This window comes from Kitasatospora sp. NPDC001119 (genome assembly GCF_053598475.1).
In genome coordinates this window covers 24941-47399 of the sequence record NZ_JBSFKI010000001.1, presented here as the reverse complement: position 1 = coordinate 47399, position 22459 = coordinate 24941, and the positions used below count along the sequence as shown (strand labels likewise).

Here is a 22459-nt window from a genome sequence, read left to right as displayed (position 1 = left end):
CCCCGGCCGGCGCATCGGCCTTCACCCCGCTGATCGAGATGCGCGGGGTCAACAAGCACTTCGGGGACCTGCACGTGCTGCAGGACATCGAGCTGACGGTGGGACGCGGCGAGGTCGTCGTCGTCATCGGCCCGTCCGGCTCCGGCAAGTCCACCCTCTGCCGGGCCATCAACCGGCTGGAGCCGATCGAGAACGGCACCATCCTGATCGACGGCCAGCCGCTGCCCGAGGAGGGCAAGGGGCTGGCCAGGCTGCGCGCCGAGGTCGGCATGGTGTTCCAGTCCTTCAACCTGTTCGCGCACAAGACCGTGCTGCAGAACGTCTCGCTCGCGCAGATCAAGGTCCGCGGCCGACCCAGGGCGGAGGCGGACGACAAGTCCCGCGCGCTGCTGGAGCGGGTGGGCCTCGCCGATCAGGCGGCCAAGTACCCGGCGCAGCTCTCCGGCGGGCAGCAGCAGCGGGTCGCGATCGCCCGCGCGTTGGCGATGGACCCCAAGGCGCTGCTGTTCGACGAGCCCACCTCGGCGCTCGACCCCGAGATGATCAACGAGGTGCTGGACGTCATGCGCCAGCTCGCGAGCGAGGGCATGACGATGATCGTGGTCACCCACGAGATGGGCTTCGCCCGGGCCTCCGCGAACCGGGTGGTGTTCATGGCCGACGGCCGGATCGTCGAGGACCGCGCCCCGGAGGACTTCTTCAGCGCTCCTGAGAGCGATCGTGCCCGGGACTTCCTGTCCAAGATCCTGAAGCACTGAGGCGGCGCCGTGAACCGTGAGACGACGCCGGCGGCGAGGCCCGCGGGAAGATCTGTGGGAAGGCCCGTGGCGCGGGCGGGGCGGCGCGTGCTCGCCGCCGCCCTGCTGTTCACCGCGCTGGTGGCGGGCTGCGGCAAGCCCGGCACCCCGCCGCCCAAGGGCCCGCAGCCCAGCGCCCTGCCCAGCTACCAGGTGCAGGACGCCTCCGCGATCACCGGCTCGCCGACCCTGGACGCCGCCCGCGGCCGGGGCCACCTGGTGGTCGGCGCCAAGGAGGACCAGCCGTACCTGGGCCAGAAGAACCCGGCCACCGGCGTGTACTCCGGCTTCGACATCGAGATCGCCAAGATGGTCGGCGCCTCGTTGGGCTTCCCGCCGGACCGGATCCAGTTCAAGACGATCGCCTCGGCCAACCGCGAGACCGCCCTGCAGAACGGCCAGGTGGACTACTACGTCGGCACCTACACCATCAACGACAACCGGAAGAAGCTGGTCGGCTTCGCCGGCCCGTACTTCATCGCCGGGCAGTCGCTGCTGGTGCGCAAGAACAACACCACCATCCACGGCCCGCAGGACCTGGACGGCAAGAAGGTCTGCTCGGCGGCCGGCTCGACGCCGTACCAGCGCATCCAGTCGCAGTACCCGAAGGCCAAGCTGATCGGCTACGACACCTACTCGGCCTGCGTGGACAACCTGATCACCAACCAGGTCGACGCGGTGACCACGGACAACGCGATCCTGCTCGGCTACGCGGCCAAGGTGCCGGACGAGCTCAAGGTGGTCGGCCCGCTGTTCTCGACCGAGCCGTACGGCATCGGGGTGCCGAAGAACGACACCGTGCTGCGCGGCGCGATCAACGACGCTCTGGAGCACCACATGCAGAACGGCGACTGGAGGAGGGCGTTCGAGGCGACCCTCGGCCTCTCCGGGGAGCCGGCGCCGAACCCGCCGCAGATCGACCGGTACTGAGAGGGCCGCGCCGTGAAAACGCTGACCGACAACTGGTCGACCTACTGGGACGGGTTCCTCGGCACGCTCTCGCTGTTCGCGGTGAGCGCCGTGCTGTCGCTGGTGCTGGGCGTGCTGATCGCGGGCTTCCGGGTCTCGCCGGTGAAACCGCTGCGGGTGTTCGGGACGCTGTGGGTGACGGTGCTGCGCAACACGCCGCTGACCCTGCTGTTCTTCATCGTGGTGCTGGGCCTGCCCCGGTTCGACATCACCCTGCCCTTCTACACCTTCGCGGTGCTCGCGCTGGGCTGCTACACCTCGGCCTTCGTCTGCGAGTCGATGCGGTCGGGCATCAACACGGTGCCGACCGGGCAGGGCGAGGCGGCCCGTAGCCTCGGCATGAACTTCGGGCAGACGATGAGCCTGGTGGTGCTGCCGCAGGCGTACCGCTCGGTGGTGGCGCCGCTCGGCAGTGTGATGATCGCGCTGGCGAAGAACACGGCGATCGCCGGCTCGTTCAGCGTCACCGAGCTGCTGGGCACCTACCGGACCATCAACGAGCTGGGCTACAGCATCATCTGGACCTTCGTCTGGATCGCCGTCGGCTACCTGATCATCACCCTGGCCATCAGCGCCGTCTTCAACCTGCTGGAACGACGAGTGGCGGTGTCCCGATGACGGTCGAATCCTCGGCGCTGTACGACATCCCCGGCCCGAAGGCGCTCTCCCGGCACCGGCTGTACGGCGGGATCGCGCTGCTGCTGATCGCGGCGCTGATCGGCTGGGTGGTCTACATGCTCTTCCACACCCACCAGTTCACGTACGCCAAGTGGCAGCCCTTCGAGTACCGGGGCGTGCAGGAGCTGCTGCTGCGCGGGCTCGGCAACACCTTGCAGGCCTTCGGCTGGACGGTGCTGTTCGCGCTGCCGTTCGGCGCGCTGTTCGCGGCCGGGCGGCTCTCCGACCACCGGGTGGTGCGCTGGCTCGCCACGCTGGTGGTGGAGTTCTTCCGGGCCATGCCGGTGCTGGTGATGATCTTCTTCGTCTTCGTCGCGCTCAAGGTACAGCCGCTCTGGGCGCTGGTGGCCGGGCTGGTGCTCTACAACGGCTCGGTGCTGGCCGAGGTGTTCCGGGCCGGCGTGCTCGCGGTGCCCAAGGGGCAGCGGGAGGCGGCGTTCGCGCTGGGGATGCGCAAGACCCAGGTGATGACGTACGTCCTGGTGCCGCAGGCCAACCGGGCGATGCTGCCGGCCATCATCAGTCAGCTGGTGGTCGCGCTCAAGGACACCTCGCTGGGCTTCCTGATCACCTTCGAGGAGTTCCTGCACGCGGGCAAGCTGATCGCCACCAACCTGGACTACGACCTGCCGTTCATCCCGGTGGTGATGGTGATCGCGCCGATCTACATCGGCATGTGTCTGCTGCTCTCCTGGCTCGCCCGCTTCGTGGAGCGGCGCAGCCGGCGCAGTCCGAGCGCGCGGGGCGGGGCACCGGTGGCCAAGGCCGGGGTGCCGGTGGGGCTGCCTCCGTCGGCGCAGTTGTGAGGTCGGCGCGGTGGTGAGGTCGGTGCAGCTGTGAGAAGGCCGGTTCGGGGCTGAACCATAGGTACGGGTGGGGTTGGGGTCGGTACCTCCAAATTCCTCTTATGATTCTCGGGCGCCCGGGCGCGGCCCGTGGACGACCGGAGCGCGGCCGGAACGGGGCTGCCGACGGTGGACGAGAGGGCGGGAGGGACCATGGAGCCGGTGTTCGATTCGCGGCACATCAGGACGTTCCACGAGGTCGTCCGGGCCGGCTCCTACTCGGCCGCCGCCCGCGAACTGGGCTACACCCAGCCCGCCATCACCCAGCAGATGAAGGCGCTCGAACGCACCGTCGGCGTCCCGCTCTTCACCCGGGCCGGGCGCGGACTGCGGCTCACCGAGGCCGGCGAGGCGCTCTCCCGGCACGCCGAGCTGATCCTCGGCAGCATGTCCGCCGCCCAGCAGCAGCTCGCCGCGCTGGCCCGGCTGCGCGCCGGTCGGGTGCGGGTCTGCGCCTTCCCCAGCGCCAACGCCACCCTGATACCCCAGGCGATGGCCCGGCTGCTGGCCGAGCACCCCGGTGTGCGGGTCGAGCTGCTGGAGGCCGAGCCGCCGGACTCCGTCCAGCGGCTGCTGCGCGGGGAGTGCGACATCGCGCTGGCGTTCCGGTACCCCGGCGCGGCCGCCGAGGTGCCGGAGGGCGTGGACGAGATCCCGCTGATGGAGGACCTGCTCACGGTGCTGCTGCCGGTCGGGCACCCGCTCGGCCGCCGGCACGCCGTACGGCTGGCCGACCTCGGCGGCGAACGCTGGATCGCCGGCTGTCCGCGCTGCCGGGCCAACCTGCTGCACGTCTGTGCGGAGGAGGGCTTCGCGCCGGACATCGTCTTCTCCACCGACGACAACCTCGCGGTGCAGTCGCTCGTCGCCGCCGGGGTCGGGATCGCGCTGATGCCGGCGCTGGTGCTCTCCTTCATGTGCCACCGCAAGGTCACCGGACGGGCCGTCGAGCCGCACCTGCGGCGGCAGGTGAGCGCGTACGTGCTGCGCGAGCACCGGCGGATCCCGGCCACCGGGCTGGTGCTGGACCACCTGCGGCAGGCGGCGGCGAGTCGGGTCGGGTGCTGACCCGTCGGCGGGCCACATGACCGACGAGCAAGGACTACCACCCGCGACCTATAAGCGTTGATGGGGAGATTGCTTACAAACCCTCCTTGGACGTGATGGGTCCATAGGTTCGAACCTGCTGGGATGACACCCTCAGCCACGGTCGGCAGCGACCGGCTCACCGAGCGGATGACCGCGCTGATCAGTGAGATCCGCGCCGTCGTGGACCGCGGGCTCCCGCCGGAGCTCACCGCCTACCTGGTCGGCGAGCGCCTCGCCCCGCACCTGCACGCCGACCCGGACGGGCCCGACGCGCTGCTCACCCCCGCCCAGCGCGAGGGCGACCCGCAGCGCTACCGCCAGCACGTCCTGCACGCCGAGGGGGACGGCAGCTTCTCCGTCGTCGCCCTGGTCTGGCTGCCCGGGCAGCAGACCCCGATCCACGACCACGTCTCCTGGTGCGTGGCCGGCGTCCACCAGGGCCAGGAGAGCGAGACCCGCTACCGGCTGGTCTCCGACGGCCCCACCTCCCGGCTGGTCGAGACCGAGCACGTGGCCGGCCCGGCCGGCACCGTGGCCGCCTTCGCCCCGCCCGGCGACATCCACCTGGTGCGCAACTCCTGTAGCAGCACGGCGATCTCCATCCACGTCTACGGCGCGGACGTCTCGCGGCTCGGCACCAGCATCCGGCGGGTCTACCGGCTGCCCGCCGACCGGCAGCAGTGAGGGCGGCGTGGCACTGACCCTCAGGCACCGCACCGCCGGCACCCGCTCGCTGCCCCCGATGCGCGGGGACGCCCCCGGGCTGCTGCTCGCGGCCCTCGGAGTGGCCGCCGCGCTGGGCATCCACGCGCTGGTGCCGGCCGTGCCCGAACTCACCGCCGCCGTCCTGCTCGGCATGCTGGTGGCCCACCTGCCCGGGCTGCGCCCGGTGGTCCGCGGGATCGCCCGGCCGGGGCTGTCCACGGCCGGGAAGCGGCTGATGCGGCTCGGGATCGTCCTGCTCGGGCTCAAGCTCAGCCTGGACGACGTGCTCGGCCTCGGCTGGGCCACCGTCGCCATGGTGCTCGCGGTGGTCGCGGCCACCTTCGCGGGCACGCTCTGGCTGGGCCGGCGGCTCGGCCTGCCCGGGGACCAGCCGCTGCTGGTCGCCACCGGGTACTCGATCTGCGGGGCCTCGGCGATCGGCGCGGTCAGCCAGGCGGCGGGCAGCGAGGAGGAGGACGTCGCGGCCTCGGTGGCGCTGGTGACCCTCTGCGGGACGCTGGCGATCGCCGTGCTGCCGCTGCTCCAGCACCCGCTCGGGCTCGGCGAGCTGGAGTTCGGGCGCTGGGTCGGGGCGAGCGTGCACGACGTCGGGCAGGTGGTCGCCACCGCGCAGACCGGCGGGGCCGGGGCGCTGCGGGAGGCGGTGCTGGTCAAGCTGATGCGTGTGGTGCTGCTGGCGCCGCTGGTCGCGGGGGTGGCCGTGGCGGTGCGGCGGAACCTGCGGGCGGCGCGGGTGGCGGCCTTGGCGGAGGTTCCGGTCGGGGCGCCGGTGGGCGCTCCGGTGGGGGCCTCAGCGGCGGGCGGGGCGGGTGAGGAGGGCGCGGCGGGCGCGGCGGGCGCAGTGTCGGGCGATAAGTCGAGCGCGAAGCCGGCTGAGAAGTCGGTGAAGACCGGCAGCCGTCCGCCGATCGTGCCGCTGTTCGTGGCCGGGTTCCTCGCGATGATCGTCCTGCGGACCACCGGGGTGCTGCCCGAGCGGGCGCTCGACCTGGCCGCGGACGCCCAGGGGCTGCTGCTGGCCGCCGCGCTGTTCGGCCTGGGCAGTGCGGTGCACCTGCCGACCATGGCCCGCACCGGCGGGCGGATCGCCCTGCTCGGACTCGGGTCCTGGGTGGTCGTCGCGGGCGTCTCCTACGTGGGGGTGCTGGTCACGACCTGACGGACCCGGGTGCGGACTCGGCTATTGTCGGGCAGGTGCCCGCCCCGTCCGTACGGGGGCGGCACCGCAGCCGAGTTCGCCCGAGTCCACCAAGGGGGACGGATGACCACCGCACTGCCCGAACGCGACGGCCACGAGGCCGTCGTCACCCTCGACCGGCGGGAGGGCCCGTACGGCGAGGTGGTGCTCCGGCAACGCGGTCGGGACTTCGAGATCATCGCCAACGGCTGCTTCCTGATGGACACCGCCGACGGGCGTTCGGAGCGGCTGCTGATCCAGGCGGCGCTGGACGAGCTGGACCGCACGGGCGGCCCGGTCGAGCGGCCGTCGGTGCTGATCGGGGGCCTCGGGGTCGGCTTCTCGCTGGCGTACGCGGCGGCCGAGCCGCGCTGGGGGCGGATCGCCATCGTCGAGCGGGAGACCGCGATCATCGACTGGCACCGGACCGGCCCGCTCGGCGCCTTCTCCGACGGTGCGCTGGAGGACGCGCGGGTCGAGGTGCTCCACACCGACCTGCTGGAGTACCTCGCGGCGGCGGACGGCGAGCGCTACGACGCGCTGTGCCTGGACATCGACAACGGGCCGGACTGGACCGTCACCGAGTCCAACGACGGGCTGTACGGCGCGGACGGGCTCGCGGTGCTGTGGCACCGGCTGCGGACGGGCGGGGTGCTGGCGGTGTGGAGCGCGCAGCCTTCGCCGGCCTTCGAGGAGGCGCTGCGGGCGGTGGGGTTCTCGGACGTGGTGACGCACGAGATCCCGGTCGCCAGGGGGGTGCCGGACGTGGTGCACCTGGCCCGGCGGGCGGGCTGAGGGCGCGCCGAGGGCCGGCTGAGGGCGGACGCGGATCGGGCCGGGTGCGGCCGGATCTCGGGTGAACCCGGCTGTGGCGGCCGGTGGTTGGCGCTTGGTGCGTCAACTGCTGTCGGCGCCACGGCTGTTGAACGGCAGGTTGATGGTGGGATCGGGTGGCTGAGAGCGGGAGTCCCTCGGAGCGGATCGCGGCCGAGCTCCGACGTCGCATCGCGGCAGGGGAGTTGGCGCCGGGGGCGCGGGTGCCGTCGACCCGGCGGATCACCCAGGAGTGGGGCGTCGCGATGGCCACGGCGACCAAGGTGCTGAACCGCCTCCGGGAGGAAGGGCTCGTACGGGCCGTTCCCGGGGTGGGCACGGTGGTGGCCGGGAAGGCGGCTCCGGAGGAGGTCCGGGCCCGGGAGCCGCGGCGGGAACCGGCGCGGGAAGCGCGGCCGGTGGCGGAGCCGACCGCGGAGCCGACCGCGGAGCTGACCGCGGCGCCGGCCGCGGCGCGGCGGGTGAGAGCGGGCGGCGAGGGCGAGCTCACCCGGGAGCGGATCGTCGCGACGGCCGTCCGGGTGGCCGACGAGGAGGGGCTGGCGGCGCTGTCGATGCGCCGGGTCGCGACCGATCTGGGCGTCGCGACGATGTCGCTCTACCGTCATGTGCCCGGCAAGGACGAGCTGTTGCGGCTCATGACGGACGTGGCGTTCGGGGAACAGCCGCTGCCCGAGCCGCCGGCGGAGGACTGGCGGGAGGGGCTGGAGACGGTCGCCCGGCTGCAGTGGCGGATCTACCGGCGGCACCCGTGGCTGGCCTCCACGATGTCCTTCACCCGGCCCGTGCTGGCGCCGGACGCCGCAGTGCACACCGAGCGGTCGATGGCCGCCCTGGCGGGGCGGGGTCTGAGCGGCGAGGAGATGGCCCAGGCGGCCGTCGCCCTGGCGGCGTTCGTGTGCGGGCTGGCCGTCCACTTCGAGCGGGAGGCGCAGGCCGAGCAGGACAGCGGGCTGTCCGCGGAGGAGTGGATGGACCGGGTGGAGGGTGAGGAGCACGCCCGGCTGATGGCGGATCCGGAGCGGTTCCCGATGTTCGACGCGATGAACCGGGGGCCGGAGATCGACCTGGGCCTGGAGGCGCTGTTCGAGTTCGGGATGGCGCGGATGCTGGACGGGGTCGGTCTGATGATCGAGCGGCGGGGGCAGGGGGCGGCGAACAGCTGACAGATGACAGGTAACAGATTTCAGATTTCGTTCGCTGAAATCTGTCAGCTGTTATCTGTCGGTTGTTACCTGTCAGCCGTCAGCTGTCCGTTGACGGCCGTCACCTGTTCGCGGTGACGGCGCGCAGCGGCTTCCCCCGCCTCCGGCTCAGCCGAACGGGCGGTTCTGCGGCTCGGCGTCTGCCTCCTCCGCCGGCTCCGGTTCGGGAGCCGACAGGTCCGGGAGGCCCCCGATGGCGAAGGGGTTGAAGTCCGGCGGCGGGACCATCACCGGCGTGCCCTTGCCCGGAGCCGGCTCCTCCGCGTCCCCGCCCTGCCCCGAACCCCGCTCCGCCGCCGCCGCCGCGGCGGCCGGTGCCTGGGCCGGGATGACGGGCGGGGTCGAAGGCGGCGGCGGGACGGCCGGGCCCTGGGAGGGGAGAGTCGTGCCGAACGGGTCGGCCTTCTGCTCGGCCGCGACCGTGGTGCCGAACGGATCGGCGACCGGAGCCGCCCCGGCGGGCCGGGTGGCGGGCGCGTCGCTCGATACGTCCGGGATGCCCCCCATGGCGAAGGGGTTGAAGTCCGGCGGCGGGACCATCACCGGGGTGCCCTTCGGTCCGCCCTCGGCGTCCGGTGCCGCCTGGTCCCCACCGGCGGCGGGGACCTCCGGGGTCTCCGCGACCGGCGCGAAGGGGTTGAAGTCCGCGGGAGGCACCCGCACCGGTGTGCCGCGCAGGTGCACCGGCCTCTCCTCCGGCGCCTCCGCCGGGGCCTCCTCGACGGCGGCAGCAAGCGACGGGGTCGGGGCGGGAGCGGGCGCCGGGGTCGGAACACTGCTCACCGCGGCGGCCGGGACGGCGGCCGCGGCGCCGGGGACCGGTACGCCGTCCCAGCCGAACTGGATGCTCTTCAGCAGCTCCGCGAACGCCTCCGTGTACAGCTCCCAGTCCTCCGGCCGTGCCGTGGACAGCTGGGCGCACAGCACCGTCCCGCCGTCCGGCAGCGGCACGAAGGCCTGGACGGCCGAGGTGACCACCCAGCGCCGCTGTCCGTCGGCGGCCAGCGGTCCGGGTACCGGGACGGTCCGGCCCTCGACCAGGACGGCGGCCGGTCCGGCCGGCAGCAGCACGGTCCACACCTCGGCGTGCCGCCGGACGGTGGCCAGCTCGGTGGCGAGCGCGGTGATCGGCAGCGGGTGCCGGGCGAGCGAGACGACCAGGGCGGCGTCCGAGGCGCGGTCGTCCAGCTCCAGGGCGCAGACGCCGGCGTACACGACGCCCGCGTCGCGGATCAGGTCGGCCAGGGTGGCGGAGATCACCGCGAAGTCGCGCCGCGGCTCCGGACCGGTGGCGCTGAACAGCTCCTCGGCGACCTCGGCCAGGTGCCGGGCCAGCTCATCGGCGGCCGCCACGGTGGCCGGGGCGCTCCCACCGCTCGCGCTCCCACCGCTCGCGCTCCCACCGCTCGCGCTCCCACCGCTCGCGCTCCCACCGCTCGCGCTCCCACCGCTCGCGCTCCCACCGCTCGCGCTCCCACCGCTCGCACTGCCACCGCTCGCGCTGCCGCCGGTCCGGTCCGCGCCGTCGGGCAGCGGGGGCACCGTACGGGCGGAGACGCCGGGCGGGCCGCCCGGGGAGGTCAGCGAGTGGAAGCCGGGCGGTACGACCAGCCGGACCTCGGCGCCCGCGCCGGTGGGCAGTTCGACCGGCTGGCGGGTCTGCTGCCCGGCCGCCAGCGCGGCCAGCGCGGGGGCGAACGGCGGACGCAGCTTGGCGTCGGCGAACTCGCCGGTGACCGGGAGCTGGAACAGCGCGGCCGAGGTGGTGCCCCGGTCGGCGATGGCACCGCGCACCGCGCCGCCGCCGTACCGGGCCTGGAGCGCGGTGACCACCCGGTCGGTGAGCCGCGCGCCGGTGCCCGGCCGTCCGGTGCCCGCGGTGGTCACCGTGCCGAGCCGGTCGAGGGCGGTGTGCACCGGGCCGTTGGGGGCCAGCGGCAGGGCGAACAGCGCCTCGGCGGCGGGGTGTTCGGCCGTCCGCAGGGCGCTCAGCGAGGCCGCGGGGTGGCGCGAGGTGTGTTGGTCGAAGAGGGCGTCGGTGAGGGTGCCGAGGGTCGCGCAGACCTGCTCCGCTGCCGCGAAGGGATTGGCCTCCACGCTGAACTGGACGTCCTGGGTCACCTGGTGAGCCCCCCGCTCTGCTCCGTCTGCTGTCGGTGGTTCGGGTGGGACCGGCCCCGGCGCGGCGGCGCGCCGTCAGATCCCTGCTCATTCCTATCAGAGCCCACTGTCCTGACCGAACCGCAGGATCACCCGATGATCACTTGGACGGTCGGCGCGCGGTGACGAGTCCGGCGCCGACCCCGGCTACCGCTCCGCCGGGCACGGTTACCGCTCCGCCGACCGCGCGGGTCACTCGGCGGCGGCCCCGGTGGCCTGCGCGGACCCGTCGTCGGGGGTGCCGGCCGCGAGCGCGGTGACCGCTTCGACGATCCCCGGCACGGCGAACAGCCCCGCGAGGTCCCGCACCAGGCGCCCGGTCGGGCCGTCGGGGCGCTCGTCGGCGAAGAAGGAGGCCAGTTCGGCGGCGAGGGCCGGCTCGCGGGCGGCGGTGAGGGTGAGCGCCGCGACGAACTCCTGCACCAGGTGCAGCTGGAGCTCCGCCAGCGGCACCGAGCGCTCGGACAGCCACTCCAGCGAGGTGATCTCGGCGTTGGCGATCCAGGCCCGGACGGTCAGCCGCAGCCCGACGCTCGGCGCGGGGATCGCCAGGTGGGCCAGGATCTGCTCCTGCGCCGCCCGGCGCACGTCGTCGATCACCGCCGAGGTGCCCGCGCTGGCCGCCACCGAGCCGCCGCGCAGCAGGGCGGCGAAGCCCGGCCCGTGGCTCTGCACGAAGTCCAGGTAGCGGCCCATCACCCGGTGCAGCCGCTCCGACAGCGGCCCCTCCATGGGCTCCTCGAACCGCGCCGACAGCTCCTGCCCGGCCCGCCGCAGCGACTCCTCGTACAGCGCCTGCTTGCCGGGGAAGTAGTGGTAGACCAGCGGCCGGGAGGCGCCCGCGGCGGCGGCGATGTCGTCGATCGACACCTCTTCCGGTGGCCGGCGGCTGAACAGCTCCAGCGCCACGGCGATCAGCTGCTCCCGCCGCTCGTCCACGCTCAGCCGCCGACGCGGCCGCCCGCCCGCCGCCCCGGCGGATGCGGAGGTCCGTGCTGCGTGGTCGGCCGTCGGAGACGGCGTACGGGAGGCCATGCGCGCCACCCTAGTTCGTCGCGGGCCCTCCGGTGGAGCCTGGGGCGCGCCGCCCGTCGGCCCGCACGCCGTCTCCGAAGCCCGCACGCCGCCCCGCACCGCGGACCCTCAGCCCCGAGGCCTCGGCGGCGCTAGGCGGACCGGAGCTCCAGGTAGCGGCGGTAGGCCTCCAGGCCGTCGGGGACGAAGGTGTCGCGGGTGAGGCGGTCGGCGAGTTCGGCGGGGGTGAGCCAGGCGTGCCAGGCGACCTCGGACTCCTGGGGGGAGACCGGGCCGTCCCACTCCGCCTCGTACATGTCGCACCACCAGGAGAGCCGGTCCTGTTCGAAGAGGAACTTGAACAGGGGCCGCGGGGTGACGCCGTGGACGCCGAGTTCCTCCTCGGCCTCGCGGACGGCGGCCTCGGCGTAGGTCTCGCCGGAGCCGACCACGCCGCCGACGAACATGTCGTACGCGCCGGGGGCGAACAGCTTGGTGTCGGTGCGGCGGTGGACGAAGATCCGTCCGGCCGGGTCGCGGACCAGGATGAAGACGCAGCGGTGGGTGAGCCCGCGCCGGTACACCTCGCCGCGCAGGGCGGTCCCGATCACGCGGTCGTGCTCGTCGACGATGTCCAGCAGTTCTTCGGCAGGGTTGGTCATGGGGGACAGGTTAGGGTTTCTGGGCTCGGTTCGAACGAATTCGATCGAAGAAGGATCGAAGGAGATCGAAAGCGAGCGCACATGGCATGAGAAGCAGCGGAACTGGTCGAGGACGGCACGCGGTGGTGGAGATCTGGGGCGAGACGGCCGAGGGGTTCGAGCCCGTACGGGAGGCCTTCACACGGAACTTCGCCGACTACGGCGAGCTCGGCGCGGCCTTCGCGCTGTACGTGCGCGGCCGCAAGGTGGTCGACCTGTGGGGCGGCGACGCCCGGCCGGAGGTCGGCGGCCGGCCGGCGCCCGCGGTGCCGTGGACGGCGGACACCGCCCAGGTGCTGCGCTCGGTCACCAAGGGCCTCACCGCGACCGCCGCGCTGCTGCTGGTCGAGCGCGGCCTGCTCGACCTGGACGCCCCGGCGGCCTCGTACTGGCCGGAGTTCGCGGCGGCCGGCAAGGGCCGCGTCCCGGTGCGCCAGCTGCTCTCGCACCAGGCCGGGGTGCCCGCGCTGGACGTGCCGCTGCGGCTGGAGGACGTGCTCACCTGGGAGCGCGCGGCCGCCGCCGTCGCCGCGCAGGAGCCCGCCTGGGAACCCGGCACCGCGCACGGCTACCACCCGTACACCTTCGGCTGGCTGGTCGGCGAGGTGGTGCGCCGGGTGAGCGGCCGGACCATAGGCCAGTACTTCGCCGAGGAGGTCGCCCGGCCGCTCGGGCTGGACCTGTGGATCGGACTGCCGGCCGGCGCCGCGCCCCGGGTCGGCAAGCTGGTCGACCTGCCGGCCCCGGAGGCGGCGCGGACCGGTCCGAGCGGGCTGCGGCTGCGGCCCAAGCAGTCCGTCCGGGACGCCTACCAGGACCCGGCCTCGCTGACCGCCCGCTCCTTCGCCTCGGTGCGCCCCGGCGTGGACCTCAACGACCCGGCGGTGCAGGCCGCCGAGATCCCCGGGGCCGGCGGCATCGGCACCGCCCGGTCGCTGGCCCGGTTCTACGCGGCGCTGATCGGCACGGCCGACCGTGCGGACGGCTCCGGCGCGCTGCTGCCGCCGCTGCTCGGCCCCGAGGTGCTGGCACGCGCGGTCGGGCCGGCGGTGAGCGGGCCGGACCGGGTGCTGATCGTCAACTCCACCTTCGGCCTGGGCTTCTGGCGGCACGGTCCGACCGCGCCGATGGCCTCCCCGGCGAGCTTCGGCCACCCGGGCCGGGGCGGCTCGCTCGGCTTCGCCGACCCCGACCTGGGGCTGGGCTTCGGCTACGTCACCAACGGCATGCAGCCGGGTGTCACCGGGGACGTCCGCTCGCGGAACCTGATCCGCGCGGTGCGGGGGTGCCTGGGGCTGGACCGGTAGCCCCGGGGTCAGCCTGTAGCCCCGGGCCCGGCCGGTAGTCCCAGGCCTGGCTGGTGGCCCCGGGCCAGGCCGGTCGCTTCAGGCCTGGCCGGTCTCGAAGCGGCGGATCTTCCCGCCGTCGACGGTGAAGCGCCACGCGGTGCGCATCGTGCCCCAGGTCTCGTTGGTGAACTCGGCGACCAGCGCGTGGCCGCCGTGCGATTCGGTCTGGACGGCCATCCGGCCGTTCGGGCCGAAGATCTCCCGGTCGACCCAGTCCGCCAGGTCGCGCTCGGACCCGTCGTCGGACATGGTCGCGTCCGCGGCGAGCAGCGCGAAGAAGGCCTCGCGGTCGCCCGCGTTGACCGCGGTGACGAAGGCGCGGACGGCGGGGTCGCTGAGTTTCGTGGGGGCGATGGTCACGCGGGACTCCCGGATCGGGGGTTGGGGTACGGGGAGTCCTGTCTACGGCTTTCGCGCGGGCCGTCCGGGCATGTCGGCGGCGCGTCGGTGAATTGGGCGCATTCATGTGCTTTGATCCCCGGAACAGGCGAATCGCCCCGGAGCCCGCCACGGGGAGTGGCGAGGAGCGGGAGGCCCCGGTGGGCCTCCCGCTCCGCTTTGCCGCTCCGCTTCCTGGAGGAAGCCGACTTCCTAGAAGAAGCCGACCGCGTCGGGGGAGTAGCTGACCAGCAGGTTCTTGGTCTGCTGGTAGTGCTCCAGCAGCGCCTTGTGGTTCTCCCGCCCGATGCCGGAGTTCTTGTAGCCGCCGAAGGCCGCATGGGCCGGGTAGGCGTGGTAGCAGTTCGTCCAGACCCGGCCCGCCTGGATGGCGCGGCCGGCCCGGTGGGCGGTGTTGAGGCTGCGGGTCCAGACGCCCGCGCCGAGCCCGTACTGGGTGTCGTTGGCGAGGGCGACGGCGTGGTCGAAGCCGTCGAAGCGGGTGACCGAGACGACCGGTCCGAAGATCTCCTCCTGGAAGACCCGCATCGAGTTGTCGCCCTCGAAGACCGTCGGCGTGACGTAGTACCCGCCGGCCAGCGCGCCGCCGAGGTCGGCCCGCTCGCCGCCCGCCAGGAGCTTGGCGCCCTCCTCCTGGCCGATCTCGAAGTAGGAGAGGATCTTCTTCAGCTGTTCGACACTGGCCTGGGCGCCGACCTGGGTCTCGGTGTCCAGCGGGTCGCCCTGGCGCATCGCCCGGACCCGCTCCAGGCCGTCGGCGAGCAGCCGCTCGTAGATCGCGGAGTCGATCAGCCCGCGGCTGGGGCAGGTGCAGACCTCGCCCTGGTTGAGGGCGAACATCGCGAAGCCCTCGACGGCCTTGTCGTAGAAGGCGTCCGAGGCGGCGGCGACGTCCGCGAAGAACACGTTCGGGCTCTTGCCGCCGAGCTCCAGCGTGACCGGGATCAGGTTGTCGGCCGCCGAGCGGGCGATCAGCCGGCCGGTGGTGGTCTCGCCGGTGAAGGCGACCTTGCGGACCCGGGGACTGGCGGCGAGCGGGGCGCCGGCCTCCTCGCCGAAGCCGGTGACGATGTTGAGCACGCCGGGCGGCAGCAGGTCGGCGGTCAGTTCGGCGAGCAGCAGCACCGAGGCCGGGGTCTGCTCGGCGGGCTTGAGCACCACCGCGTTGCCGGCCGCGAGCGCCGGGGCGAGCTTCCAGATCGCCATCAGGATCGGGAAGTTCCACGGGATGATCTGGCCGACCACGCCCAGCGGCTCGTGGAAGTGGTACGCCACGGTGTCCTCGTCCAGCTGGGAGAGGCTGCCCTCCTGGGCCCGCAGCGCACCGGCGAAGTAGCGCAGGTGGTCGACGGCGAGCGGGAGGTCGGCGGCCAGCGTCTCGCGCACCGGCTTGCCGTTCTCCCAGCTCTCCGCGACGGCCAGCCGCTCCAGGTTGGCCTCCATCCGGTCGGCGACCCGCAGCAGCACCTGCGCGCGCTCGGCGGCCGAGGTGCGGCCCCAGGCCGGGGCGGCGGCGTGGGCCGCGTCCAGGGCGGCCTCGATGTCCTCGGCGGTGCCCCGGGCGACCTCGGTGAACACCTCGCCGGTGACCGGGGTCGGGTTGCCGAAGTACTCGCCGCGCACCGGGGGCGTCCAGTCGCCGCCGATCCAGTGCTCGTACCGGGAGCGGTAGGCGACGATGCTGCCGGGGGTGCCGGGGGGCTGGTAGACCGTCATGCTCGGTGTCTCCTCGCTGCGTCGGGTGCCGTCGGCGCGGCTCGGGCCGCGGGCGGCACGCCGGACCGCCCGGTCAGGGGGCGGTCCGGCGGGAGGGGTGGGACACGCCATCGGACCGGCGCCCCGCCGGGCGCCCGCCGTCGAGCACGATAACCGCCCGGCGCCCGGCGCGGCTACGGTCCGTACGCCGGGCTCGTACGGAGGGTGTGTCCGCCGGCCGCTCCCGGGGGCGTGCCGACGGGTGCCCGGAACCGATCACCGCGGGTGCCTCGGGCCGGATCTGCCAGAGGTGCCCGGAACCGGATCGCTGCGGGGCGCGCGTTCCGGCCGCGTTCCCGCGGCGTGCCGCCGCACGCCGCCGCGTGGCCCGGACGGCGCTCCCGGGGCGGGCCGCCGTACGCCCGTCGGGCGGTTCGGGGCGGGCGCCCGGTCAGACCGCGTGGTACCGCCCGGTGCGGGCCTCCCAGCTGAGGTAGCCGGCCAGCCAGGTCAGCAGTCCGTCCGCGTACCGCTCGGCGATCACGCGTTCGATCCGGGAGAGGCCCAACTCGCGGTGGACGTCCGGCAGTCGGTCGCGCAGCTCGGCGCAGCGGTCGACCATCAGCTGGGCCTCGGCGATGACCGCCGCGCAGGCCTCCTCGGCCGAGCAGCACCGTTCCCGCTGGACGATCATGACCAGGTTGTTCACGTCCCCGCGCGGCGCCTCCAGCGGGTAGGAGCGCACGTCGTTGCTGAGGGACGGTATGTCGGCGGCCAGCTGGCGGAGTTGGCGCAGCACCGGGTGGTGCAGGACGGCGGCCGGGACCTCGAACTGGCCCAGGCGTTCGACCATGTCGAAGATGGTCTCCATGGCCGCGGTGCCCCGTCGGAGCTCCAGGTAGCCGTCGCGGTCCGGCGGCCGGGTGGAGATCCGGCCGGCCGCCTCGGCCGGGTGACTGGCCAGGTAGTACTCCCAGTTGTAGGCGGCGCGGGCCTGCCAGCGGGCCGGCATGCCCTGGACGCTGCGGTCCCACAGGTCGGCGAACGCGGTCTCGACCGGGGAGTCCTGGTCGGGGCGGGCACCGTGCAGGACGGCGATCAGCCGTTCGCAGATCGGGGCGACTTCGGCGGGGCGGCGGCCGAGCGGGCCGTCGAACTGGTCGTCGAAGAGGAAGTAGAAGCCCATCAGGTCGGCGGCCAGGGCGAGTTCGTCCGGACCGGCGTCCGGGTAGCCGAGCGCGGCGAGGTCCACCACTTCCCAGTGGGCGTAGCCGGGGTGGTCGGCGTCGGGTAGCAGGGGGTGGCGGATGAGCCAGTCCCGGTGCAGTGCGGTGGCGCGCGGGCCGTGCGGACTGCGGCGGTGCGGGAACGGAATCTGAAGTGAGGTGTCGTCAGACATCGGACTCCCGGTGCAGCGGAGGTTGGGGGCGCTTTTTGTTCGAGCGCTGATGGTGGGGGGAGTTGACGCGGCGAGGCGCGGGCGGTGGGGGTGGGTTCCGCAAGATCATCCGAACCTCGAAGGCCGTAGGGTATCTGATGCAATGATCGGACGTTAGGGATATAGGGCAGTTGCCCTTGACAAGCCGCCCGAACCCTCACCGTCCGCCCCAGCCTGCACGAATGCCCCACGGGAACGGCCGCGCGGCGCTAACCTCGGCTGCACGCAGTGATGGAGCTGTGACGCGAGCGGGCGAGGCGGAGGCACGACGGTGACCGAGCAGGAGAACGCAATTCGGGCGGGTGCTGGTTCCGCCCACGAGGGCGACGGCACCGCGCCCCGGGTCCGGCTGCACGACCGCGACTCCGAACTGCGCTCGGTGGAGGCCGCCGTGGACCAGCTCTGCCGCGGCTTCGCCGCAGGTGGCACCGAGATCGGTGACCTGCTCACCTTCTCCGGCCGCCCCGGCATCGGAAAGACCAGTCTGCTGCACGAGGTCCGGCGGCTCGCCAAGCTCCGCGACGGCGCCACCGTGCTCTTCGCCCGAGGCGGAGAACGGCAGTTCAAGGATCCGTACCACGTGCTGCGGCAGCTGCTCCAGCCCGTGCTCAGCGACCTGCCGCCAGACGTGTTCGCCCAGGTCATGGGCACCTGGGAGGAGGTCGTCGGACCGGCCATGGGCCTCAAGCAGCCCAAGGCCGGCGCCCGCCGCCTCGACCCGCAGGGCGTGCGCGACGGCCTCGACTACGTCCTCACCCAGCTCGCGCCGCGCCGGGCGCCGATGGTGATGATCGTCGACGACCTGCACTGGGCGGACGGGGAGTCACTCTCCTGGCTGACCAAGTTCGCCATCCGATCGAGTGAACTTCCCGTCCTGCTCGTCTTCGCCTTCCGGGAGGACGAGAGCGACTGGCCCACCGAGACCCAGGAATTCCGCCGGGCCGTCCTCGGACTCAAGGCGCGCAGGCACGAGCTCAACCGCCTCAACCTCAGCTCGGTCACCGACATGATCCGTGCCGAACTCGGCGACAAGGCCGAGGAGGCCTTCTGCTACGAGTTCTGGAACGTCGTCAACGGCAACCCGTTCGAGGTCATCGCCCTGCTCGACCAGGTCCGCGACCAGGAGCTCGAACCGGTCGAGGAGAACTCCCGACAGCTGCGCGAACTCGCCGTCGACGCCACCGGGATGACCCTCAAGAGCTGGCTGGACCGGCTCGGCGCCAGCACCCTGCGGTACGCCTGGGCCTGCGCGATGCTGGGCACCGACATCCGGGTCGACCTCGCCACCCGGATCTCCACCCAGAGCACCGAGGGCGCCCGCGAGTCCATCAAGCAGCTGCGCAAGCAGCGCGTGCTGACCCAGACCCCCAACGGGAACCTGGAGTTCGTCCACCCGCTGATCGCCAGCTCCATCTACAACACCATGCCGGACGCCACCCGCCTCGGCATGCACGGCATCGCCGCCGCCGAGATCGAGAACGCCGGACTCGGCCTGCTCGCCGCCTCCCGCCACCTGGTCGAGACCCACTCCGGCGAGGGCGACGACCGGATCGTCAAGAAGCTGCGTCGCGCCGCCATCGAACACCAGCTGATCGGAGCCCCCGAGGCCGCCCAGCGCTGTCTGCACCGCGCACTCAACGAGCCGCCCGCCGACGAGATCAAGGCCGAGGTGATGTACGAACTCGGCTGCTCCGCACTGCTCACCGACCCCGTCGCCACCGTCAACCAGCTCAAGCTGGCCCTCGACCCCGACGAGCTGCCGCTGCGGCCCGAACTGCGCGTGGACGCCACCTTCCGGCTCTCCGAGGTGCTCGCCCACGCCGGTGAGCTGGGCGAGGCCGCCCTGGTCTGCCAGCGCGAGGCCGAGCAGACCGTCGACCCGGCCGGCCGTCAGCGGCTCCAGGCCGCCTCGTTCATGTGGCACGCCTTCCGCAAGTCCGAGGAGGACGGCCCGGGCCGCTCCGCCCGGCTCGGCGAGATGTGCCGGAGCCTGAACGGCAAGGAGGCCTCCGCCCGGGCCGTACTCGCCATGCGCGCCTGGGACCTCACCCTGCGCGGCGCCCCGTCCGCGGAGGCGCTCGCGCTCGCCGACGAGGTCCTCGACGGCGGGCGGCTGCCCAAGGGCCTCGGGTGGACCGACACCACCTGGGGCTTCGAACTGCCCTCGATGCTCTGCCTCACGTACATCTACAACGACCGCATCGCCCAGGCCGAACGGCTGGCCGCGGACGCCATCATCCAGTTCGAGGTGGCCGGTTGGAGCGGCGCCCACCGGGGCTTCGCCTACTTCCTGATGGGCCTGGCCCGGTTCCGCCGCGGCCTGCTCGCCGAGGCCGAGGACTTCCTGCGCCGGGCGCACCGCATCTCCGAGCGGATCGGGGACATGCTGCCGCTGGCCTGGGACGCGGTCGGCGTGCTGGTCGACACCCTGCTCGCCCGCGGCCGGATCGACGAGGCCTGGCAGCTGGCCAACGACTCCGGCTTCCACCCGCCGTACCACGCGACCGCCATGGTGCTGCCGGACGCCGCCTCGTTGTACGGCAAGCTGCTGGTCGCCAAGACCCGCAACGCGGGCGCGGCCGCCGCGCTCACCGAGGCCGGCTCCCAGCTGGAGATCCGCGGCTGGCGCAACACCGTCTGGGCGCCCTGGGCCGGCCACCTCGCCATCGCGATCGCGGGCGACGAGCCCGAGCGTGCCCGGGAGTACGCCCAGAAGGCGGTCCATGACGCGCGGGCCTTCGGCACCGCCTCGGCGATCGGCAGCGCGCTGCGGCTGTACGCGCGGATCGAGCACGGCCGACAGGCGGTCGAGCTGCTGGAGGAGGCCGTGGCGTACCTCGGGCAGTCCCCGGCCGGATACGAGCACGCCGTCGCGCTGGTCGACCTCGGGGCCGCGCTGCGCCGGGTCGGCCGGCTGGACGACGCCCAGGAGTGCCTGTACCAGGGCATCGAGCTGGCCCAGCACTGCTCGGCGGAGGGGCTGGTCGACCGGGCGCGGCAGGAGCTCGCCAACTACGGCCTGCGGCCCAACCGGGTGGGGCTGCGCGACTTCCGGGACACCCTGGAGACGCTCAGCAGCTCGGAGTGGGAGGTCGCCAAGCGGGCCGTGCAGGGCGTGCCGCCGCAGCGGATCGCCGACGAGCTCGGGGTGCCGATCGGAATCGTCAACCGGCGGCTGGCGGCGGTCTACCGCAAGGCGGGCAGCGGGCCGGACGGCCTGGCCTCGGCGCTCGGGCTGCCGCCGCAGCAGCGGGACCTGGGGCGGCTGGGGGACCTGAACGACTAGGCGGGCGAGGGGCGGGTGCCGGGCGCGGCGGTCAGCGCCCGGCGTGCGGGTCCGGCGCCCGGCGTGTGGGTGGCGCCCGGTGGTGGACGGCGGCGCGCGGGGCGGCGCGTGGGCTGGTGGAAGCGCCCCCGCTGCCGCCGCCGTCGCTAGGCTGACGGACACGGGGCTGCCGCGGCGCCCCCTCGACGGACCCGGAACCGGGCGGACGCGGTGCAACGCCCGCCGCCAGTGAGGAGCAGGCCAATGGCGAGCGAGGCCACCAGCGTGCGGCAGGAACCCCTGGACCCCTCGGGCGCGGGTGCCGCGATCGAGCGCTGGACGCTCACGGCCGGCCCGTACGAGGCGAGCGTGCTCACCCTCGGGGCGACCCTGCACACCCTGAGCGCACCGGACCGCTCCGGCCGCTCCGCCCAACTGCTGCTGGCCACCGACCGGTTGTCCGAGATCCTCGGCCCGGCCCGGCACTACGGCACGGTGGTGGGCCGGTACGCCAACCGGATCGACCGTTCGTCGGTCACCATCGACGGCGAGGAGCACCAGCTCGCTCCGACCGGCGGCGGCATGACCATCCACGGCGGTCCGGACGGCTTCGCGCACCGGATGTGGGCGGCCGAACCGGTCGAGGGCGGGGTGCGGCTGGCGCTGCACAGCCCGGACGGGGACCAGGGCTTCCCCGGCGCGTTGGACGTCACCGTCACGTACACCCTGGACGCCTCCGGTGAGCTGGTGATCGCCTACCGTGCCGTCACCAGCAAGCCGACCGTCGTCAACCTGACCAACCACGCGTACTTCAACCTCGCGGGTGAAGGCAGCGGCGACGTCCTGGGCCACCTGCTCACCCTGGACGCCGACGCGTACACCCCGGCCGACGAGCGGCAGATCCCGTACGGTCGGACCGAGCCGGTGGCCGGCACGCCGTTCGACTTCACGGCGGCCACGCCGATCGGCAAGTCGGTGCACGACGAGCACCCCCAGCTGGCCGGGCCCGGCGGCTACGACCACAACTGGGTGCTGCGCGCCCGTCCGGCGGACGGGGCCCCGGCGCGGGCCGCGCTGCTGGAGGACCCGGTCAGCGGCCGCACCCTGGAGGTGCTGACCACCGAGCCGGGCATCCAGGTCTACACGGCGAACAAGTTCCAGGGCGCGGTCACCGGCGCGAGCGGCGTCCCGTACGGGCCGTTCGCCGGGATCGCCCTGGAGACCCAGCACTTCCCGGACTCCCCGCACCACCCGGCGTTCCCCAGCACGGAGCTGCGGCCGGGGGAGGAGTTCCGCTCGACCACCGTGCTCCGGCTGGGGACCCATCAGTAGGACCGGTGGGAAGGGCCGACGGGTCGTACCAAACCGACGGCTGGGACCGACCGGCAGGGCTGATCAGGAGGACCGGCCGGCCGGGGCCGGCGCTACGGCCGCAGGTCCCGGCGCATGCAGAGCCGGGGCCAGCGGTCCAGGCCGTGCTCGGCCTCCTTGCGGCGGATCTCGCGCAGGCCCGGCGTGAGTTCCTCCTCGGCCAGCGGCCGGAAGCCGCAGCGGGCGTAGTAGGGGGCGTTCCAGGGGACCTCGGTGAAGGTGGTGAGGGTGAGCGCCGGGGCGTCGGCGGTTTCGGCGAGGTGCTCGATCAGCGCCCGGCCGATGCCGCGGCGGGCGTGGTCGGGGTGCACGGAGACCTGTTCGATGTGGAGGGCGCCGTCCACCGGCTCGGCCAGCAGGTAGGCGGCGACGGTTCCGTCGGGGGCCTCGGCGAGCAGGGCGACGCCCCGCTCCAGGTAGTGCGCCAGCTCCTCGGGTGCGGGGGGTTCGTCCTCGGCGATCTCCGGCATGCCGATCGCGGCGAAGGGTGCGCCGGCGGCCCGCTCCAGCTCGGCGAGCAGCGGAAGTTCGTCCCTGGTGACGGCTCTGATTCGCATGCGTCCAGTCTGCTGCAGAGCGTTTCCGGCCACGCACGGTGGTTCCGTCGGCCAGCCCACGGAGGGGTGAATCGGGCGAAACGGGGCAATCGGTGCCGCCGTCAACTACCGAGTGGCTACGTCCAGGACACGCGGGCGTAACGATCGCGGTTTCTTGCAGAAACTTGCTGCAAGGACTTTCCGTCCCTCT

General features: G+C 73.4%; 19 protein-coding genes. 12 read left to right on the top strand and 7 right to left on the bottom strand.

Annotated elements, in window-relative coordinates:
* Positions 1–29: 29 nt before the first annotated feature.
* From ACWDD9_RS00210 to ACWDD9_RS00170, 9 genes are all read left to right on the top strand, one after another.
* Positions 30–758 (top strand): amino acid ABC transporter ATP-binding protein, encoded by a 729-nt coding sequence (locus ACWDD9_RS00210; RefSeq protein ID WP_220450147.1) that lies wholly within the window; start codon positions 30–32, stop codon positions 756–758.
* 66 nt (positions 759–824) lie between these two features.
* Entirely contained in the window at positions 825–1727 is a 903-nt protein-coding gene (locus ACWDD9_RS00205; protein ID WP_117492530.1) for a glutamate ABC transporter substrate-binding protein, read from the top strand.
* Positions 1728–1739: 12 nt separating this feature from the next.
* The gene (locus tag ACWDD9_RS00200; protein WP_074004373.1) at positions 1740–2384 is read left to right on the top strand and encodes an amino acid ABC transporter permease; all 645 of its coding nucleotides are present in this window, start codon (positions 1740–1742) and stop codon (positions 2382–2384) included.
* Positions 2381–3250: an amino acid ABC transporter permease gene (locus tag ACWDD9_RS00195; protein ID WP_074004374.1), complete on the top strand. Its 870-nt coding sequence runs from the start codon at positions 2381–2383 to the stop codon at positions 3248–3250. Before ACWDD9_RS00200 ends, ACWDD9_RS00195 begins: the two co-directional genes overlap by 4 nt.
* Positions 3251–3451: 201 nt before the next feature.
* A complete protein-coding gene (locus ACWDD9_RS00190) occupies positions 3452–4357 on the top strand; it encodes a LysR family transcriptional regulator (protein WP_049649505.1) in 906 nt (301 codons plus the stop codon).
* 123 nt (positions 4358–4480) lie between these two features.
* On the top strand, positions 4481–5062 hold the full coding sequence (locus ACWDD9_RS00185) for a cysteine dioxygenase family protein (RefSeq protein ID WP_074004375.1): 582 nt from the start codon (positions 4481–4483) through the stop codon (positions 5060–5062).
* A gap of 58 nt (positions 5063–5120) precedes the next feature.
* A complete protein-coding gene (locus ACWDD9_RS00180; protein ID WP_449810596.1) occupies positions 5121–6263 on the top strand; it encodes a YeiH family protein in 1143 nt (380 codons plus the stop codon).
* Positions 6264–6365: 102 nt separating this feature from the next.
* On the top strand, positions 6366–7076 hold the full coding sequence (locus ACWDD9_RS00175) for a spermidine synthase family protein (protein WP_117492522.1): 711 nt from the start codon (positions 6366–6368) through the stop codon (positions 7074–7076).
* 155 nt (positions 7077–7231) lie between these two features.
* Entirely contained in the window at positions 7232–8281 is a 1050-nt protein-coding gene (locus tag ACWDD9_RS00170; protein ID WP_449810374.1) for a TetR/AcrR family transcriptional regulator C-terminal domain-containing protein, read from the top strand.
* 147 nt (positions 8282–8428) lie between these two features.
* On the opposite strand, the gene ACWDD9_RS00165 is transcribed toward ACWDD9_RS00170, so the two are convergent.
* The 3 genes from ACWDD9_RS00165 to ACWDD9_RS00155 form a co-directional block, all read right to left on the bottom strand.
* A complete protein-coding gene (locus tag ACWDD9_RS00165; RefSeq protein ID WP_449810373.1) occupies positions 8429–10441 on the bottom strand; it encodes a hypothetical protein in 2013 nt (670 codons plus the stop codon).
* Between the two features lie 231 nt (positions 10442–10672).
* The gene (locus ACWDD9_RS00160) at positions 10673–11515 is read right to left on the bottom strand and encodes a TetR/AcrR family transcriptional regulator (protein ID WP_375876293.1); all 843 of its coding nucleotides are present in this window, start codon (positions 11513–11515) and stop codon (positions 10673–10675) included.
* Between the two features lie 131 nt (positions 11516–11646).
* Positions 11647–12156, bottom strand: a complete 510-nt coding sequence (locus tag ACWDD9_RS00155; RefSeq protein ID WP_049649511.1) for an NUDIX hydrolase — start codon at positions 12154–12156, stop codon at positions 11647–11649.
* Between the two features lie 122 nt (positions 12157–12278).
* On the opposite strand from ACWDD9_RS00155, the gene ACWDD9_RS00150 reads away from it, so the two are divergent.
* Positions 12279–13502, top strand: coding sequence for a serine hydrolase domain-containing protein (locus ACWDD9_RS00150; protein WP_449810372.1), 1224 nt, complete (start codon positions 12279–12281; stop codon positions 13500–13502).
* 78 nt (positions 13503–13580) lie between these two features.
* On the opposite strand, the gene ACWDD9_RS00145 is transcribed toward ACWDD9_RS00150, so the two are convergent.
* From ACWDD9_RS00145 to ACWDD9_RS00135, 3 genes are all read right to left on the bottom strand, one after another.
* On the bottom strand, positions 13581–13904 hold the full coding sequence (locus ACWDD9_RS00145) for a hypothetical protein (RefSeq protein WP_049649513.1): 324 nt from the start codon (positions 13902–13904) through the stop codon (positions 13581–13583).
* Between the two features lie 231 nt (positions 13905–14135).
* Positions 14136–15659 (bottom strand): acetaldehyde dehydrogenase ExaC, encoded by a 1524-nt coding sequence (gene exaC / locus ACWDD9_RS00140; protein ID WP_449810371.1) that lies wholly within the window; start codon positions 15657–15659, stop codon positions 14136–14138.
* Positions 15660–16089: 430 nt separating this feature from the next.
* Positions 16090–17037: a terpene synthase family protein gene (locus ACWDD9_RS00135; protein ID WP_049649515.1), complete on the bottom strand. Its 948-nt coding sequence runs from the start codon at positions 17035–17037 to the stop codon at positions 16090–16092.
* A gap of 310 nt (positions 17038–17347) precedes the next feature.
* On the opposite strand from ACWDD9_RS00135, the gene ACWDD9_RS00130 reads away from it, so the two are divergent.
* A complete protein-coding gene (locus ACWDD9_RS00130) occupies positions 17348–20362 on the top strand; it encodes an ATP-binding protein (protein WP_079272478.1) in 3015 nt (1004 codons plus the stop codon).
* A gap of 243 nt (positions 20363–20605) precedes the next feature.
* Positions 20606–21673, top strand: a complete 1068-nt coding sequence (locus tag ACWDD9_RS00125) for an aldose epimerase family protein (RefSeq protein WP_082345467.1) — start codon at positions 20606–20608, stop codon at positions 21671–21673.
* A gap of 92 nt (positions 21674–21765) precedes the next feature.
* Here the strand turns inward: ACWDD9_RS00125 and ACWDD9_RS00120 are convergent, their stop codons facing one another.
* Positions 21766–22269: a GNAT family N-acetyltransferase gene (locus ACWDD9_RS00120; protein WP_117492516.1), complete on the bottom strand. Its 504-nt coding sequence runs from the start codon at positions 22267–22269 to the stop codon at positions 21766–21768.
* Between the last annotated feature and the right edge of the window lie 190 nt (positions 22270–22459).

Coding starts and splice junctions, on each gene's coding strand:
- ACWDD9_RS00185 (WP_074004375.1), top strand. CDS start 4,481: ATGACACCCTCAGCCACGGTCGGCAGCGACCGGCTCACCGAGCGGATG.
- ACWDD9_RS00180 (WP_449810596.1), top strand. CDS start 5,121: ATGCGCGGGGACGCCCCCGGGCTGCTGCTCGCGGCCCTCGGAGTGGCC.
- exaC (WP_449810371.1), bottom strand. CDS start 15,659: ATGACGGTCTACCAGCCCCCCGGCACCCCCGGCAGCATCGTCGCCTAC.
- ACWDD9_RS00125 (WP_082345467.1), top strand. CDS start 20,606: ATGGCGAGCGAGGCCACCAGCGTGCGGCAGGAACCCCTGGACCCCTCG.
- ACWDD9_RS00160 (WP_375876293.1), bottom strand. CDS start 11,515: ATGGCCTCCCGTACGCCGTCTCCGACGGCCGACCACGCAGCACGGACC.
- ACWDD9_RS00120 (WP_117492516.1), bottom strand. CDS start 22,269: ATGCGAATCAGAGCCGTCACCAGGGACGAACTTCCGCTGCTCGCCGAG.
- ACWDD9_RS00155 (WP_049649511.1), bottom strand. CDS start 12,156: ATGACCAACCCTGCCGAAGAACTGCTGGACATCGTCGACGAGCACGAC.
- ACWDD9_RS00175 (WP_117492522.1), top strand. CDS start 6,366: ATGACCACCGCACTGCCCGAACGCGACGGCCACGAGGCCGTCGTCACC.
- ACWDD9_RS00135 (WP_049649515.1), bottom strand. CDS start 17,037: ATGTCTGACGACACCTCACTTCAGATTCCGTTCCCGCACCGCCGCAGT.
- ACWDD9_RS00195 (WP_074004374.1), top strand. CDS start 2,381: ATGACGGTCGAATCCTCGGCGCTGTACGACATCCCCGGCCCGAAGGCG.